At 38.6% G+C, this 16,080-nt stretch carries 13 protein-coding genes; 5 read left to right on the top strand and 8 right to left on the bottom strand.

What is annotated here, in order from left to right:
• Positions 1-18: 18 nt before the first annotated feature.
• From U859_RS0129730 to U859_RS0129715, 3 genes are all read left to right on the top strand, one after another.
• A complete protein-coding gene (locus U859_RS0129730; protein ID WP_025146848.1) occupies positions 19-582 on the top strand; it encodes a K(+)-transporting ATPase subunit C in 564 nt (187 codons plus the stop codon).
• Between the two features lie 212 nt (positions 583-794).
• Positions 795-1,865 carry a porin gene (locus tag U859_RS0129725; RefSeq protein ID WP_025146847.1) on the top strand — a complete coding sequence of 357 codons (1,071 nt, stop codon included), beginning with the start codon at positions 795-797 and terminating at the stop codon, positions 1,863-1,865.
• Positions 1,866-2,268: 403 nt separating this feature from the next.
• The gene (locus U859_RS0129715) at positions 2,269-3,399 is read left to right on the top strand and encodes a histidine kinase (protein ID WP_025146845.1); all 1,131 of its coding nucleotides are present in this window, start codon (positions 2,269-2,271) and stop codon (positions 3,397-3,399) included.
• Between the two features lie 670 nt (positions 3,400-4,069).
• Here U859_RS0129715 and U859_RS0129710 read toward each other — a convergent pair.
• Positions 4,070-4,864, bottom strand: a complete 795-nt coding sequence (locus tag U859_RS0129710; RefSeq protein WP_025146844.1) for an SDR family NAD(P)-dependent oxidoreductase — start codon at positions 4,862-4,864, stop codon at positions 4,070-4,072.
• Between the two features lie 203 nt (positions 4,865-5,067).
• Between U859_RS0129710 and U859_RS0129705 the strand changes: the two genes are divergently transcribed.
• Positions 5,068-5,706: a hypothetical protein gene (locus tag U859_RS0129705; protein WP_025146843.1), complete on the top strand. Its 639-nt coding sequence runs from the start codon at positions 5,068-5,070 to the stop codon at positions 5,704-5,706.
• 70 nt (positions 5,707-5,776) lie between these two features.
• Here U859_RS0129705 and U859_RS0129700 read toward each other — a convergent pair whose 3' ends face one another.
• Together U859_RS0129700 and U859_RS0129695 are read right to left on the bottom strand one after the other, a co-directional pair.
• Positions 5,777-6,145: a PleD family two-component system response regulator gene (locus U859_RS0129700; protein ID WP_025146842.1), complete on the bottom strand. Its 369-nt coding sequence runs from the start codon at positions 6,143-6,145 to the stop codon at positions 5,777-5,779.
• 116 nt (positions 6,146-6,261) lie between these two features.
• Entirely contained in the window at positions 6,262-6,831 is a 570-nt protein-coding gene (locus U859_RS0129695; RefSeq protein ID WP_025146841.1) for a Crp/Fnr family transcriptional regulator, read from the bottom strand.
• Positions 6,832-6,947: 116 nt separating this feature from the next.
• Here U859_RS0129695 and U859_RS0129690 point away from each other — a divergent pair, with 116 nt between their 5' ends.
• The gene (locus U859_RS0129690; protein WP_025146840.1) at positions 6,948-7,688 is read left to right on the top strand and encodes an SDR family oxidoreductase; all 741 of its coding nucleotides are present in this window, start codon (positions 6,948-6,950) and stop codon (positions 7,686-7,688) included.
• 72 nt (positions 7,689-7,760) lie between these two features.
• Here U859_RS0129690 and U859_RS0129685 read toward each other — a convergent pair whose 3' ends face one another.
• From U859_RS0129685 to U859_RS0129665, 5 genes are all read right to left on the bottom strand, one after another.
• A complete protein-coding gene (locus U859_RS0129685; RefSeq protein ID WP_025146839.1) occupies positions 7,761-8,123 on the bottom strand; it encodes a hypothetical protein in 363 nt (120 codons plus the stop codon).
• A 77-nt stretch (positions 8,124-8,200) separates the two neighbouring features.
• Positions 8,201-10,690, bottom strand: coding sequence for an outer membrane beta-barrel protein (locus U859_RS0129680; protein WP_025146838.1), 2,490 nt, complete (start codon positions 10,688-10,690; stop codon positions 8,201-8,203).
• A gap of 3 nt (positions 10,691-10,693) precedes the next feature.
• Entirely contained in the window at positions 10,694-11,824 is a 1,131-nt protein-coding gene (locus tag U859_RS0129675; RefSeq protein ID WP_037505971.1) for a PepSY-associated TM helix domain-containing protein, read from the bottom strand.
• Positions 11,825-11,834: 10 nt separating this feature from the next.
• On the bottom strand, positions 11,835-13,034 hold the full coding sequence (locus U859_RS0129670) for a hypothetical protein (RefSeq protein WP_162800093.1): 1,200 nt from the start codon (positions 13,032-13,034) through the stop codon (positions 11,835-11,837).
• A gap of 10 nt (positions 13,035-13,044) precedes the next feature.
• Positions 13,045-15,429 (bottom strand): TonB-dependent receptor, encoded by a 2,385-nt coding sequence (locus tag U859_RS0129665; protein ID WP_029986297.1) that lies wholly within the window; start codon positions 15,427-15,429, stop codon positions 13,045-13,047.
• Between the last annotated feature and the right edge of the window lie 651 nt (positions 15,430-16,080).

Below are 16,080 nucleotides of genomic sequence, written 5' to 3'. Positions count from 1 at the left end.
ATTTAAAAAAATAAAAAAATGAAAAAGTACATCATTCAATCCATCCGCTTAACACTTGTATTATTGGTACTGTTATGCGTAATATATCCTGTTACTGTTGCCTTTATCGGTAAAATGTCTAAAGGAAATGGGGGAGGAGAAAAAATCACCAAAAACGGTAAAACAGTAGGTTATGCATTATTGGGTCAGTCGTTTACCAAACCACAATATTTCTGGGGAAGACCATCAGCTGTGGCCTACAATGCAGCAGGTTCTGCAGGTTCTAATAAAGGTCCATCAAACCCTGATTATTTAAAAGAAGTACAAACCCGTATTGATACTTTATTGAAATACAACCCGGGCATCAAAAAATCTGATATCCCTGCGGATATGGTTACTGCATCAGGAAGCGGGCTCGACCCGAATATTTCTGAGCAAGGTGCTGCTATTCAGATCCAGAGGGTTGCAACTGCCCGTAAAATCGATGTGAAAAAGGTAAAAGAACTGGTTGCTATGAATACGCTTAAACCTTTTATGGGTGTATTTGGCCCTTCATCAGTAAATGTACTGAAATTGAACCTTGCCCTTGATGAACTTAATTAGTGGCTATAAGAAGTGTCGTCATCTCGACCGTAGTGGAGAGATCTATGAGATTTCATTAAAGTAGATCTCTCCATTCCGTTACACTTCAGTCGAGATGACGACCGCTTATTAACAAAAAAATTCCCCAAAACAGTAACAACGGTAATGCTTTAAGGCCTGGTACAAACGAGCCCGGGCTTTAGGCTTTGCCCAATACAAAACAATCAGATAAAATGAAAAAATTACTATTACTTGCCGCTACACTTACAACAGGATTCTTCGCTAAAGCACAGGAAGAACCAAAAATTAAAGTAAGCGGTTACCTTGAAGCTTATTACGGATACGATTTTAACAAACCTGCTGACCATAACCGCCCTGGCTTTATTTATTCCCACAATCGTGCTAACGAAGTGAACCTGAACCTTGGTTTTATCAAGGCAGCTTATGATAGCGGAATGATCAGGGCTAATTTAGCAGTAATGGCCGGCACTTATGCCAATGCCAATCTTGCCGCGGAGCCAGGGGTTTTGAAAAATATCTTTGAGGCCAATGCTGGTGTGAAATTATCCAAAACAGAAAATCTTTGGATTGATGCCGGAATTTTTTCTTCGCACATCGGTTTCGAAAGTGCGGTTTCGAAAGATTGTTGGGTACTAACCAGAAATATTTCTTCAGAAAATACACCTTATTACGAATCGGGTGCGAAAATTACTTATGGTACCAAAGATGGCAAATTTACGGCTACTGCATTGTACTTAAACGGATGGCAGCGTATTACCCGCCAGAATGGAAACGATAAACCTGCCGGTGGGCTTCAGCTAACCTGGAAACCAACAGATAAAATTACCGTAAACTATAGCAATTATTTTGGAACAGAAGGTGCAGATTCTGTACGCGTAAACAGGTTTTACCACAATGTTTATGGGATTTTTCAGCTTACCGATAAATTTGGTGTAACCCTAGGTTTTGATTACGGAACCCAGCAAAAGCAAAAAGGCAGTAGCGATAAAAGCGAAGTCATTTCTCCGGTAGCCATTGCCCAATATAAATTTGCACCAAAATGGGCACTTGCGGGTAGGTTCGAATATTATGAAGATAAAAACGGAATTTTTATTGCCACCGGAACACCGCAAGGCTTTAAAACCAAAGGTTACTCTTTAAACCTTGATTACTCGCCAATCGCCAATGCTGTAGTAAGGTTGGAAGGAAAAGCCTACGATAGTAAAGACAAAATATTTGCCAGGGAAGGCGCTGCGGTTAATGCCAATGCAAGTTTAACAGCAAGTATTGCGGTATCGTTTTAAGTAAACGGCTCGTCATTCCCAACCCGATAGCTATCGGGTTGATTGGGAATCTTAATGCTAATGCATGATGCATTAAGATTCCCGCATGCGCGGGAATGACGGCCATTTTTAAAATGAAATTAACTTTTATAACAATTTCTTAAAAAACAATGCATCCCTACATAGAAATCATATTCAGCCTGTTCTTAGCGTTCTTAGGAATATTAATGATGCGAAAATTGAATTCTTTAAAAAGGAATAAAATAGGTGCAAAAAAAAGAAGTTATGCCACAGAAAAATACTTTAAGCTGCTTTATCATAAGATTTCCTTTAGATTTATAGTGGTATTATTTACGCTGGTTGTGATTATTGCAATTACTATACTGATCGAAAACGGTATCATGAGCGTTAACTGGTAAATATCATGGAAGAAGAACAAAAAGAAGAATCGGTAAGGCACTTTTTGGATCTGGTAAAGAAATCCAGGCGCGGAAAACTGAAAATCTACATTGGTATGAGTGCGGGTGTGGGTAAAACTTACCGGATGCTCCAGGAATCGCATGCTTTGCTGCGTAATGGGGTAGATGTTTGCATTGGTTATGTAGAAACTCATAAAAGGGCAGAAACTGAAGCGCTTGTTGCGGGTTTACCCATGGTTGCAAGGCGCAAAATCTTCTATCGTGGTAAAGAAATAGAAGAAATGGATCTTAACGGGATTTTGAACCGCCATCCCGAAATTGTAATTGTAGACGAACTTGCGCATACCAATGCCGAAGGCAGTAAGAACGGCAAACGCTGGCAGGATGTTTTCGATTTGCTCGAGGCTGGCATTAGCGTAATTTCGGCCGTAAACATCCAGCATTTAGAAAGCATTAACGAAGAAATCGAGCAGATTACTGGCATAGCAGTTACCGAACGCATCCCTGATAAAATACTGGAGCTTGCCGATGAAATCGTAAACATCGATCTTACTGCCGATGAACTGGTTACCCGTTTAAAGGAAGGGAAAATCTACGATCAATCGAAGATCGAAAGGGCACTGGGTAATTTTTTTCAGTCGGATAAAATCCTCCAGCTGCGTGAGCTGGCCCTTAAAGAGGTGGTGCACCAGGTAGAGCGGAAAATCCAGACCGAAATTCCCAAATCGATTAAACTCAGGCCCGAACGTTTTTTGGCCTGTATTTCGTCGAATGCAGAAACCGCAGGTGTGGTAATCCGCAAAACCGCCAGATTGGCTTCTTATTATCGTTCGCCATGGATGGTATTGTATGTGCAAAGCGATAGCGAAAGCATGGAGCGCATTAAACTGGATAAACAACGCCACCTGATCAATCATTTTAAACTGGCTACCGAATTGGGTGCAGAAGTGATCAAAATAAAAAGCAACGCCATAACCAAAACCATTATCGATATCGCTACTGAAAAAGAAGTTACCACGATATGCATCGGCAAACCACACCTCAATATTTTTCAGGTAATCTTGCGTACCGCAGTTTTTAACGGACTGTTAAAAAACCTGGCAATGAAAGATATTGATTTGGTGATACTTTCTTAAAGGAGAAATCGTCATTGCGAGAAGGCTTTTTCAGCCGACGAAGCAATCTTACTACTATGGGTTATAGCGATAGTTGTAAGATTGCTTCCCTGAGAAATCGGGACAAGCTGTCGTTCCTCCTCGCAATTGACGACTTTTCTTAGATATTAATCAACAAGAGCGCAATCGAAGGTATAGCGATTATTTTTAGCCACGGAAGCACTGAAAACACGGAAAATAATTCGAGCAATTATCATCCTTAGAGATAATTTATTGTATAAAATCAATATAAATAAAAGTTTTTTTGTGTTTTGGAGGCTACAAGGAATTATCATTTCCATAGGTCAATTATTTGTGATACAGGTATAGTCGGATCGTCATTTCGACCGCAGTAGAGAAATCTTTAAACTATGTTAAAAGATTTCTCCATTTCGCTGTGCTCCAGTCGAAATGACGACCATGCTATTCTAATAGTTTGTCATCCTGAGGGATAATTATTTCATAAAATCAATATAAAAGACAGATCTTTTTGGTAAAATGGGAGGCTGCGCGAGATCGTCATTCCCAACTTGATTGGGAATCGTAATGCTTTAGTATGGCTTGTAAATTGCATTAAGACTCCCGCCTGCGCGGGAATGACGGATCGTTTTAAAAGATTCTTCACTCCGTTCAGAATGACAATACAATCCCGCTATAATATCGATCTTATCAATCCTCCTTCTACCCTGATGGCTGCGCCATTTGTTCCAGAGGCTAAAGGACTTGAATAAAATGTTACTGCATTTGCAATTTCGCTTACATCCAAAAAGCGTTGTAATAATGAGGTAGGACGCATATTTTTAAAGAAATCTGTTTCTACTTCTGCTACGGTAATATTCCCTTTTTTTGCTAAATCTTCAATAAAAGCACCCACACCTTTTGATTTTGTAGGGCCAGGCAAAATGGAGTTAACGGTTACTTCTGTTCCTTTGCTTAGTTCGGCCAGGCCACGACTTACCGCCAATTGTGCTGTTTTAGTCATACCGTAGTGGATCATTTCATCAGGAATAAATACAGCCGATTCGCTCGAAATGAAGATAATGCGTCCCCAGTTTTTCTTTAGCATTTTCGGGAACAACTCTCGCGACAAACGAATGCCGCTCATTACATTTACTTCAAAAAACCTGAACCAGTCTTCATCACTGATTTCTTCAAAAGCTTTGGGTTCGAAAATACCTGCATTATTAATCAGGATATCTATTTCAGGAAGTTGAGCAATGAGCCTGCTTACTTCTTCCGCATTAGAAAAATCGGCGGCGATACCCGAAACAGTTCCACTCCCTCCAATATTTTTTAAATTTTTTACGGCCTCATCTATGCTGCCTTGTGATCGGCCATTGATGATTACATTTACACCTTCTTTTAATAAACTCTCGGCAATTGCGAATCCAATACCTGCGGTAGAACCACTTATAAAAGCTGTTTTATTCTTTAATTGTAAATCCATTTTTTGTTTTTTAAATCATGTTGAAGACCAAATACCCATTGCGCTATGGGATATACAAACTGAACAATTTTCTGATGAAAAAGTGTCATAAGAATATGCTAAAATCAATTATGGACGGTATAGAATCCGGGCATCATTTTTGAACAAACAGAGATCGGAAAACAAAAAATCATCCTAAAACGTAATCAACCCTAAAAGCCTCTATGAAAAAAACAGCAATTGCCCTCGTACTTGGAGTGGCCCTGGTTTCTTGTAACAACAAAGAAAAGAAAGCGGATGAAAATCCTAAAGACAGCATTTTAACCACAACTGTTGAGCAACCAAAAGCTAACGAAAGTGTTAACACTACAATTGTTGATTGGGAAAGCATTCCTGAAACAAAAGAAATAGGCAACTTTCCTTTTTTTAAACCTTCTAAAGAATTTAAAATTTTAGACGAAAAAGACGGCTTATCGGAAGTTTTTGAAAATGAAAAACTGGAGAACTATACCGGTAAAGATGTGTACACTACAGAAGGGAAACTTGGTGTACTGGTTTTTGAAAATGTAGATGGACAAAATTTCAGCCGAAGTTTATTCGAGAAAAATATTAACGATTATATCACCAAAATAGGTGCGAAGCAACTATACAAAGGAAATTATCCGGCTAATGAAACCGCTAACGAGGCCTTAAGGAATAAACTGAAAGAAAACTTATGGAACGGTAAACGCCGTACAATCGGTTTATCAGATGATGAACCTTTTTCCGTATATGCTTTTAAGAATAACGGTAAAAATTATGTGGTTAATGTGCAATTTAACTCTGCCCAAGGTTATATTTTTATTATGGAGCTGAAAGCTTAGGTAAATTCAGTATTAAATTTTTAATGGTCTGTGGAAACACAGGCCATAACAATGATTTATAAATCTGTTATTAATTGCCCTTACTTAACTGACGATCGACCTTTTTAAGCAAGTCGAAAATATCAAAAGGTTTGGCAATAAAATCTTCAGCCTTACAGTCCCGTCGCATTTCATTTAGTCCTGCATGAGCGCTCATCATCATAATCGGTATGCTTTTAGTGGCTTCATTGTTTTTCAGGTTGTCGCAAACGGCTAAACCATTACCATCAGGAAGCCTCACATCAAGTAAATATAAATCCTGTGATCCTTTATCTTCAAAGGCCATAAAATCCTTTACGTTAGAGAAGCCATATACTTCATATTGTTCATCGGTCAATATCATTTCGATAATCTCACGTATTCCCTCATCATCCTCCAATAAACATATTTTTTTCCCCATAGTACAAATTCCTTACCCATTAAGTGATTAGCAATAAAATTTAACACCAAAAGCGTGATAATGTTTTGTATTGTTGATGATTTACTAAATAAATAAAAATCCAGGGTTAATATCTGTTAAATCTGTTTTCTGATCCGGGACAAAGATTGTGGTGTTATGCCCAGGTATGATGCGGTATCTGTTAAGGAAACCCGTCGTGCAACATCAGCCTGTCGGTTCATAAATAAACGGTATCTATTGGCAGAATCCTGTCCTAAATAGATATTTCGGATATTGATTTTATCGATCAAAGCTTGTTGTGTAATCTGATCAATCAGCGTATGGAGATAGGGTACCTGCTTGTAAAGGTTTAAGAGTGCGTTTCTATTGACATATAATACTTCGCAATTACAGGCTGCCTGGATACATTCTTCTGCCGGTATCTGGTTATGAAAACTGTTTAGTATGGTACAAAACTGATTTTCTTTTAAAAAATAATGGGTTACTTCATTTCCTTTTTCATTCCGGATCATAATTCTGAGTATACCATTTACAATAAAAAAAAGTTCTTTATTGATACTGCCCGGAGCTGAGAGTTCTTCTCCTTCTTTAAAGGTTTTGGATATAAAAGCTGCTTCAATATATTTTTCTGCCGCGGCCGAAAATGGATGGTATTGGTTAAGGAAATAGGTGAGTGGATTAGACATTTGGGATTGTAATTCGTGGAATTGAATGGCACAAAAATATAAGCACTAATCGAATTTACCAATTGGTAAGTAGATTGGACACCGATATCCTAAAATTTGCATCAAATTACAACATCATGAAAATAAAAGCAAATGAATTTACACTGGAAGGCAAAACAGTGATCATATTGGGTGGAAGCTCAGGTTTAGGATTAGCAACAGCCCTGGCTGCGGCGCATGACGGCGCAAAAGTAATAATCGTTTCAGGTAATCAAAGTAGAATAGATGAGGCTATAGCATCATTACCTGAAAATTGCAGCGGTTTAACGGTTGACCTGAGTAAAGAGGAAAACATTAAAGATTTTTTTAATTCGATAGCGCCTTTCGATCATCTGGTGTATACCGCAGGCGAAAATCTGACTTTGCATACCATTGATGAAACCGATATTGAAACCGCCAGACAGTTTTTTAATTTAAGGTATTGGGGTGCTTTTGCTGCTGTTAAATATGGAGCGAAGAAAATTAAAGCAGGTGGTTCTATTAATTTAACAGGAGGAACGGCTAGTCCGAGGCCGGGAGCTGGCTGGGCTGTAGCAGCTAGTATCTGTGCAGCAATGGAAGGTTTTACACGTGCAATGGCCGTAGAACTGGCACCAGTAAGGGTAAACCTGGTAGCACCGGGTGTGGTTAAAACCAATTTATGGAACAGTATGAGCGAAGCGGACAGAAATAACCTGTATACCAATGTTGGCGAAAGCTTACCTGTAAAGCGTGTAGGCGAAGCGGGCGATATTGCGCAAACATTTTTATATACTATGAAGCAACAATATGGTACCGGGCAGGTAATTTATGTTGATGGTGGTTCGGTATTGGTTTAAATAAATGCGCATAGAAAAAATCTTCATTTCGATCCGATAGCGGATCAAAATGAAGATCTATTGCGATTTTAATTATCTGATCTGTTGTTTCACCGCTTTAAGCTGGGTAGCCAAAAGCACGCCTCCAAGTGCTGCGGTTAAAAATACCCCTTCAAAAATCCATAGGCGCTTTTTCTTTTTCAATCCGTTGTAAAAGGAATGTGCTGCAATAACACCAAGGCCAATAAATTCCATATTTCTTTGCGCCCGTTTTGAAGGATCTTTGCTTTTAATTAAAGCAATACGCAATAATTGATCAATTAAACTGAGGTTTTTAGAAACGCTTTTTCTAATTTGTTTTTTAGTTGCAGAAGCCCCTAATTTTTGAGCAGCGGTTTGTAGTCCGGTGGTGGTAATTTCATTAATTAAACGTGTTTTTGTTTCCCTTTTTTCCATACTTATTTTTCATTGGTTTCTATTATTTCAACTCAACTTAAGGGATATAGTTTTAACTAATGTAAGAAAATATTTGATTATCCACCACCCTTTATCCTGTTCTGGATATCATCATTGCCATTTTTTCGCTCCTTTATATTGAAGGGATTACCAAAGCGGTAAGAAAATGATAACATCACTCTTCTGCCATCAACATTTACGTGGCTGTTCATATCGATGTTCTGATAACGGGTAAACTGTTTGTACTGGCTCGATTGAAAAATGTCGTTTACCAACAGTTTAATACTGCCTTTATCTTTCAGCAGGTTTTTTTGAAATGCTGCAGATACAGCGTGATATGCTTTTTCTGTGGAGATGCCATAAACCGATTTCGAATTGAAATAGGCATTTAACTCAGCACTATAACCACCACCCAATTTAAATGAGTTCTGAGTGTTAATGGTAAAGCTAACCTGGCTGTTTTTAAACGTTCCCGATTCTTCGCCACCACGGTACACATTATTATAAATATTGGCGAAATTGGTTGCCGTCCACCAGCCGAAGTAATTGGTTTGTCCGGTAAAACTGATGCCATAATTCACCAGGCTTTTAAGGTTTTGCGGCCGCTCGTAAGTAGTGTTCAGGTTATCAATCTGGCCAGTTACCCAGGTAATTACATCAGTAGTACGACTATAGTTTAAAGAGGTGGTGTATTTACCTTTAAAAATGTGACTTAAAACAATGTTCTGAGTAAGTTCTGGTGTTAAATAAGGATTTCCTTCATAATATAAAAGCGGATCTCTGAATACCCTGAAAGGATTTAAATCGCCATAATCGGGCCGTTGGATCCTGCGGCTATAAGCCAGTTGAAACTGGTTGTTTTCTCCAGCACTTTTATTCAACGCCACATTAGGGAACAACTGAAAATAATCTCTTTTTATTACGGAACCTGTTGTTACCTGATTACCTAAAGTGTGGGTATATTCTCCCCTTAAACCCAATTGGATGGTAAAGGCTTTAAACTCACGGTTAAGGTTCAGGTAAGCCGCGTGGATCTGTTCTTCGTACTTGAAATAGTTACTGCTGGCAGGATCGTACACCCAGGCGCCTTCCGTTAAATTTTGATAAACGAGGTTGTTATCAGAAGTGATGAAAGAACTTTTTAAACCGCCATCTATTTTTATGACTTTACCCAATTGATCGGTATAATCTACCTTGGCCACATATACATTGGTTTTGGCAGGAACATAACCTTTTCTGTTGCTGGTTTGTACTGCGGCTGAGGCATTTGGCGCGGTATAAGTATCTAAATTTAATTTTGAAGTAAAGCTGTTGCTTGCAAAATCTACATCGGCACTGAGCGTTTGGGCTTCCTTTTTAAATTTGCGCAGGTAGTTAAGGTTGTAGGTGGTATTGCTCCAGTTTTGCTGATCGTAATTGGTCGTCGCCATTTCCGATTGAATCACGCCAGTTTGGTTCTGTAAGATATTGCTGGTTTTACTATCATGTAAATACTTGCCAATATTTCCGTTGATCAAAAATCCGATGATGTTTTTTTGATCTATATCCACATCCATCCCCACACGGAAATTGTTGGTATTTAAAGGTTCGTTGGTTTCGGTATGTTGATTGGAAATCCGGTCATAATTGCCTGCAACAATTCCATTGGTATAAAAACGCCTGCTAAAATCAAGGTATTCGGTTTCCCCACGGTAAGCATAATTGTAACTCCCGAAAACATTAAAACCTGCATTTTTATAGTTAAGGCTAAAACCCGAACCATACCTTGCTTTTCTGCCCGCACCACCATTAACACTAACCGAGCCATTCATGCCCTTCATCTGGTTTTTCTTCATCACGATGTTAATGATGCCCGCATTGCCCGCAGCGTCGTATTTGGCAGAGGGGTTGGCCATGATTTCTATTTTATATACTGATGCCGAATTTGTTCCCTTTAACAATACGCTGAGTTCTGCAGGCGAAAGGTAAGTGAGTTTTCCATTGATCATTACATTTACACCTGCTCTGCCTTTTAACGAAATCTTGCCTTCGTCATCAACCTTAACACCCGGTGCACGCTGTAACAATTCTAATGCGGTATTACCTTCTGATAATATACTGTTTTCTACATTAATAGTCATTTTATCGATACTTTGCTCAATCACTTTTTTCTGAACGGAAATATTAACCGAACCTAAGGTCTGGGCATCTTCCATTAGTTTTAATTTGCCCAAAAGTACTATTCTGTGCTGTGCAGTAACCTGGATAATATCGGTATGATGGGTAATATATCCCATATTCGAAATTTTAACACGGTATTTGCCATGTTGCAAGGCGGGGAAAGAAAAACGGCCCAAAGAATCGGTTAAGGTTCCTTTTATGCCTTTACCTTCTGCATCTTGCAGGGCTACGGAAGCAAATTCTACAGGGCTGCCATTTTCCATTACCACGATACCGTTAATTGCCGGATCGGACTGTGCGAAAACCTTCTTGCTGGATAAAAAGCAGAATAAAAGCAAAAAAATATAAGGCAATACTTTACTAACATCAGGTGTTTTACCTGAAGCAAAAAAATGGAATGTGTACATAAATTAAGCTTTTAAGGGGTTGAGAATGTTTTTACGCTTAGGTTTTTTCTTCTTTTTGCCCCACCAGATGTAAAATCCGGTAATGGGTAAACTGGCACAGATTAAGCTGGCAAAGAAGAAAACAACCTTGCTTGATAAACCGGCAAACGCACCTACGTGCAGGCTATAATTTAACTTCCTTACCTGATCGGCAAAGGCAAGTTGCGATAATGGTTTTCCGGCCGATTGCGTGAGCTGAAGGGTGGCAGGGTTAAAATATAAATCTCTCCAATATCCATTTATCATATCTGTACAGGCATAAATCGCTTCGTTAGCCTCATCAGGGAAAGAGACGATAATCTGATCTTTATTATAAAGTGCAATTGTATTCTGAACCTTTAGCCAAACCAGATCTACCTGCTGGAGCATGGTATTGGGTGCTGCATTAAAAACTTCGGTTTGTTGCTTACGCGGGTTACCAACACCGCCTGTTAACCAATAAATACCTTTGTTAAACCAGCTAAAACTCATAATCAGGCCAGTTATGGCCATTATTAATGCAAAAAGCAGGGAGTAAAAACCCAGTACATTGTGCAGGTCGTAATTAACCCTTTTAAAACGGGCCTTCCACTTTATTTTAAAACTTTGATCTTTCCCGGTTTTATTCCATTTTTTTGGCCACCACAAGATTAGTCCGGTGATTAATAAAATGAAGAATATAAAGGTAGACCAGCCGATTACCTGTTTGCCGATTTTATCTGGTAACCAGAGCCTCCGGTGACCATCGTCTATAAATTCAAAAAAATCCTCATGATGTACCATTGCAATTACTTTTGCCGTATATGGATTTACATAAACAGTAGAGTCCGAATTGATGGTAACCGCTGCCGATCTGTTTTCGCCGTGGTACCAAACAGAATGAATTTCTTTACCGGGCAACTGGTTTTTAACTGATCGGTAAATTTTAGAGGGTGGGAGTATAGCTCCCCCGGCCGGCTTTTCGGCAAACAACCAGGGAGAGCTTAAACTTTTTATTTCCTGCTCAAAAACCAATATGCAACCTGTAATTCCCAGGATAACGACTACAATGCCTGAGGCTAAACCAAGCCAGAGGTGAAGCCATGCATTTAATTTTTTGAGTGGTTTAATAATCATGATAAACTGACTATTTAAATTTAACCAACTTGCTTAATCCACTTACACCGTCTAGTTTAGTGCCTTTGGCAACAACTCCTGAGCTTAAGTTATAAGTGTAAACGTAATAACCTTCGGTAGTTAATACACCAATATAAGCTACATCACCATCTATTAATACGTTTGCTGAATAAGCATTTGGAGTACTTTTAGGAATATTAAGTTTTGTTTTTGTTTTATTCACTACATCGATTAAATAGTAGTCAGCAATGTATTTTCCACTATAGTCTTGCCAGGTAGAAATTTGTGATTTATCAAAAATCTTAACAATTGCTTTTCCGTTTCCGACATAAAATAAATCGGTTGCCTCTTCTTTTGTCCTATCTGTGAGTTCGTATTGATAATTTGGATCAATTACTGTTGCGCCATTTGCTACACGATAAATTGAAAATGAACCACCTGTTTCTCCTGCAATCCAGATTGTAGGCGCATTTATAAAATAAGCATAGTTACCATCGATAAATGTTCCCGGCGAATTTAGGGTATAATGTGCCGGTTGATTAAAACGGGTATCCTTGGTAATGGTAACTGCACTTACATTTGGAAAATCCATTGAGGCCAGGTAAACTTCGTTTAACGGAAGATTGGTATTCTCATTGGTAAGGTTATAACTGATGTAAAGTTTATTGCCCTGAAACACTGCAGAATTTCCCCAATAATAATATCCGGTAATTGGTTTTGGAATATTAATGTTCCCTGAAGCCGTGATGGTCATTGTTTCTACATTTAGTGTAGCATATTCGAACTGCAATGCTTCTTTCATGCTAAATAACACTAAGGTTTTATCATCTTTCCATGCATAAAAACTTGAATAATAGGCCCAGCTGATCTGCGTAAATGGGATTTCTTTTATGATCGTATTAACCTTGTTACTTGAAGTAAATTTAATCAGGTTTCCGGCATCATTTGTTCCATAAAAATATTCGCCGCGTTGAGTAATGATACTGGTAGTCGTTTCAGCACCGTTACCTGCAGTAGTTAATGTTCCTGAACCAAGTTGTGTGGTATTTAAGATATAGGTTGCTGCCGGTGTTCCCGCACGCACCACTAGTCCGTAATTTTTTTCGATAGGTTCCTCTGTTGGCGACGAACTTTTCTTGCATGATGAAAAAGCAATTATCGCGATCGCGACAAAAGATAATAAAGATTGTTTTTTACGTGTTGTAAGCATGATTGAAGATTTATTTAATGAAGTATCGAAGTTTGATAAAAGCTGAACGTCCGGGTTTTTGTAACCTGAAATTGTCATATAGCAGCTCATTAGTAAAGTTATTTACCTCCGCAGAGATGTTATACCGGCCATTTGCCATACTGTAGGCAAGTGCCACATTGTGAGAAAACTGGGTTGGAATCTGATTTTTGGATTCAATACTACCCCGGCTTTCCCAGTTTAGGTAAAACCAGTTTACAAATTGGCTCGAAAGACTAAGCTGTAAACGTGTTCCAGGTGCCCAAATATCATTTTGGCCGATTTCGAGATTTGCGTTAGCATATAACCAGGGCTGGTTTGGTACCCTGTCGCCATAAGTCATATCCGGCACGGTAGTATTTGGTTCGTAAAACTGTTGGCTTATGGCCTTTTGATAAGTGCCGTTTACACTAAAGTTCAATAATGTTGAATAACGATACCTCACCTCAAGCTCTACGCCATTAATTTTTGCTCCTGCGAGGTTATCGTAAACGGAATAAATGCCACCACTCGGAATAAAGTAAATAAAATCTTTTGCGTTTCGATAGAAATAAGAGCCTTCAATACCTACATGATGTTTTTCATTAATCTGGAAGTTATAATATGCTCCAAAATTGATATTATCACTGCTTTCGGGCTTAAGATTGATATTGGATGTGACATCTATTCCATTTCCGAATAATTCATCCCCTTCCTGCAAGCGATAAGCATGTTCGTAAGATAACTTTACACCTGCATTGTTGCTCATTCGGTATCTGCTCGCGATACCATATCCGAAATAGTTATTGGAAATTTCTGAATCGGTTTTAATATAAGTTTGGTTTTGCGAAAAAACTGCATTGCGGACCAGCGCATTCATGGCATAAAACTTACCAAATACGGACGTAGTTAACTGTTTATTGATGGCATTATTTTGATAAGCAAGTCCCACAACTTGTTTGGCTATGGTGTTCGGTTCATCAAAAGTATTTGTTTTTACTATTCCTAAATCTTCAGTTGCCTGCCTGGCGAAGTGGCTGTAGTTATAATTCAGATTTAAGCTGTTATTGGCATTGATTTCATAGCTAAAATTTGCCCTGGCCAAACCAGCGGTATTTCGATAGTGGTAAATGCTTTTTACACCATAAAGTTCTCCGGAAATGGGTTCGGCTCTTCCTCTTCCACTCCATGAGTATACATAATTTGCCGTATCAGGTACAGTAGATCTATTGATTGAGGTTGAAGCAAAAAAAGTTGCGGTTAAACCGTTTGTTAAAAAATTGCTTTTTTTGTATCTGATGGAAGGCATAAAAAATCTTTCGCGGTTTGTTACCTCTCCTATAACCTTATTTTGGTTTGCTCCGGTTTGTATTTCTTTGTACATGTCCGAATAAAGGAAGTTTACCTCAAACTGGTCGGCCCATGATTTATTGGCAACACCAATACCCACTTGCCCCATAGTGGAGCGATAAGCGCTGTGGAACCGCTTAACATCTTTTTCCACGAGTTCGTTGTTTTCAACCACTTTAATCGCAGCATCATACTTTGGATTACTTCTCATCAGATAATCATTATCTGATGAATTATGAAAGCCATTAAACGTAAATGTCAGGCCTGTTTTTTTATCTTTATATTTACCCGAAAGGGCAGCCCTTAAGGTATTGAATGAGCCATAACTTACACTGGCATCAAGATATTTTGATACAGACTGATTGGTAACGATGTTTACGGCACCTCCCAGCGCATCGGCTCCGAGCTCTACCGGAACTACGCCTTTATAAACCTCAATACGTTCAGCAAGATTCACCGGAATATTGTTTAACCCTATCGAACTTCCAAAAGATTCCATCGGTATACCGTCTATAAAAAAACGGATCTGGCGACCTGATAAGCCATTCAATGTAAAATTGAAATCAGATCCTAAGCCGCCCTGTTCTCTTACTTTAACACCTGTACTCTTGTTTAGGATTTGGTTAAGATCTGCACTGGTATTCTGAAACGCCTTCAGATCGATCACGTTTACGGTGAATCCTGATTGTTTAAGTTCTGTTACAGCAGTTCTGCCTTTTACTTCTACATTCTCTAAGTTGCTGTAATCGGGTTTAAGTGCAATTTTTAAAGTCAGGGGCTTTGTGGTAGTTAATGTAATTTCCTGACTGGCTTTTTGATAACCGACAAAAGATACCACGATGGTATAACGTCCAGGTTTGATAGCAGATATTTTAAAAAATCCGTTTGCATCTGTGGTTGCGCCCACCTTTGTACCCTTTAAAGAAATTGATGCACCACTTATGGCTGTTGTACTATCTGTTACATAACCATTTATTTCGGTGTTTTGCTGTGCGAAAACTGTTGTGGAAAGGACCAGTAAAAAGAGTAAAAAATTTAATCGATACATTATTTTAATATTGTGCATTTATAAGGGAGTAGCACAACTTTCATTTTCCCGAAGGTGGAAATGAAAAAAAATAAAATAAAAAGGGGGATGGAAAATGGAAAAGGTAAAATGGAATAGGGGTTCCCGCAGATCCAAGAAGAAACTGCAGATTAATATTTAGTTATTGTCAGTCTGAGCGTAGTTGAAAACCTGTTTGGTTAAAAATAGATTGCCACAGAGGCACAGATTTACACGGATTTGATTCAATCCTTTTGACATCACGTAGTGAAGAATCTTTAGTGATGGAAAATGGAAAAGGTAAAATGGAATAGGGGTTCCCGCAGATCTAAGAAGAAACCGCAGATTAATATTTAGTTATTGTCAGTCTGAGCGTAGTTGAAGACCTGTTTGGTTAAAAATAGATTGCCACGGAGGCACAGATTTACACGGATTTGATTCAATCCTTTTGACATCACGTAGTGAAGAATCTTTAGTGATGGAAAATGTAAGCGATAAAATGGAATAGGGGTTCCCGCAGATCCAAGAAGAAACCGCAGATCAATATTTAGTTATTGTCAGGCTGATGTTTAATTTGTTTTATGAAAATTAATATAAATGACAGGTTTTTTTGGCGAATAATAGGTTGCGAGGAATCGTAATGCAAGCGCTTTA

The organism is Pedobacter jeongneungensis (assembly GCF_000633455.1).
Classification (GTDB): Bacteria; Bacteroidota; Bacteroidia; order Sphingobacteriales; family Sphingobacteriaceae; genus Pedobacter; species Pedobacter jeongneungensis_A.
This window is presented reverse-complemented; position numbering and strand designations above follow the sequence as displayed.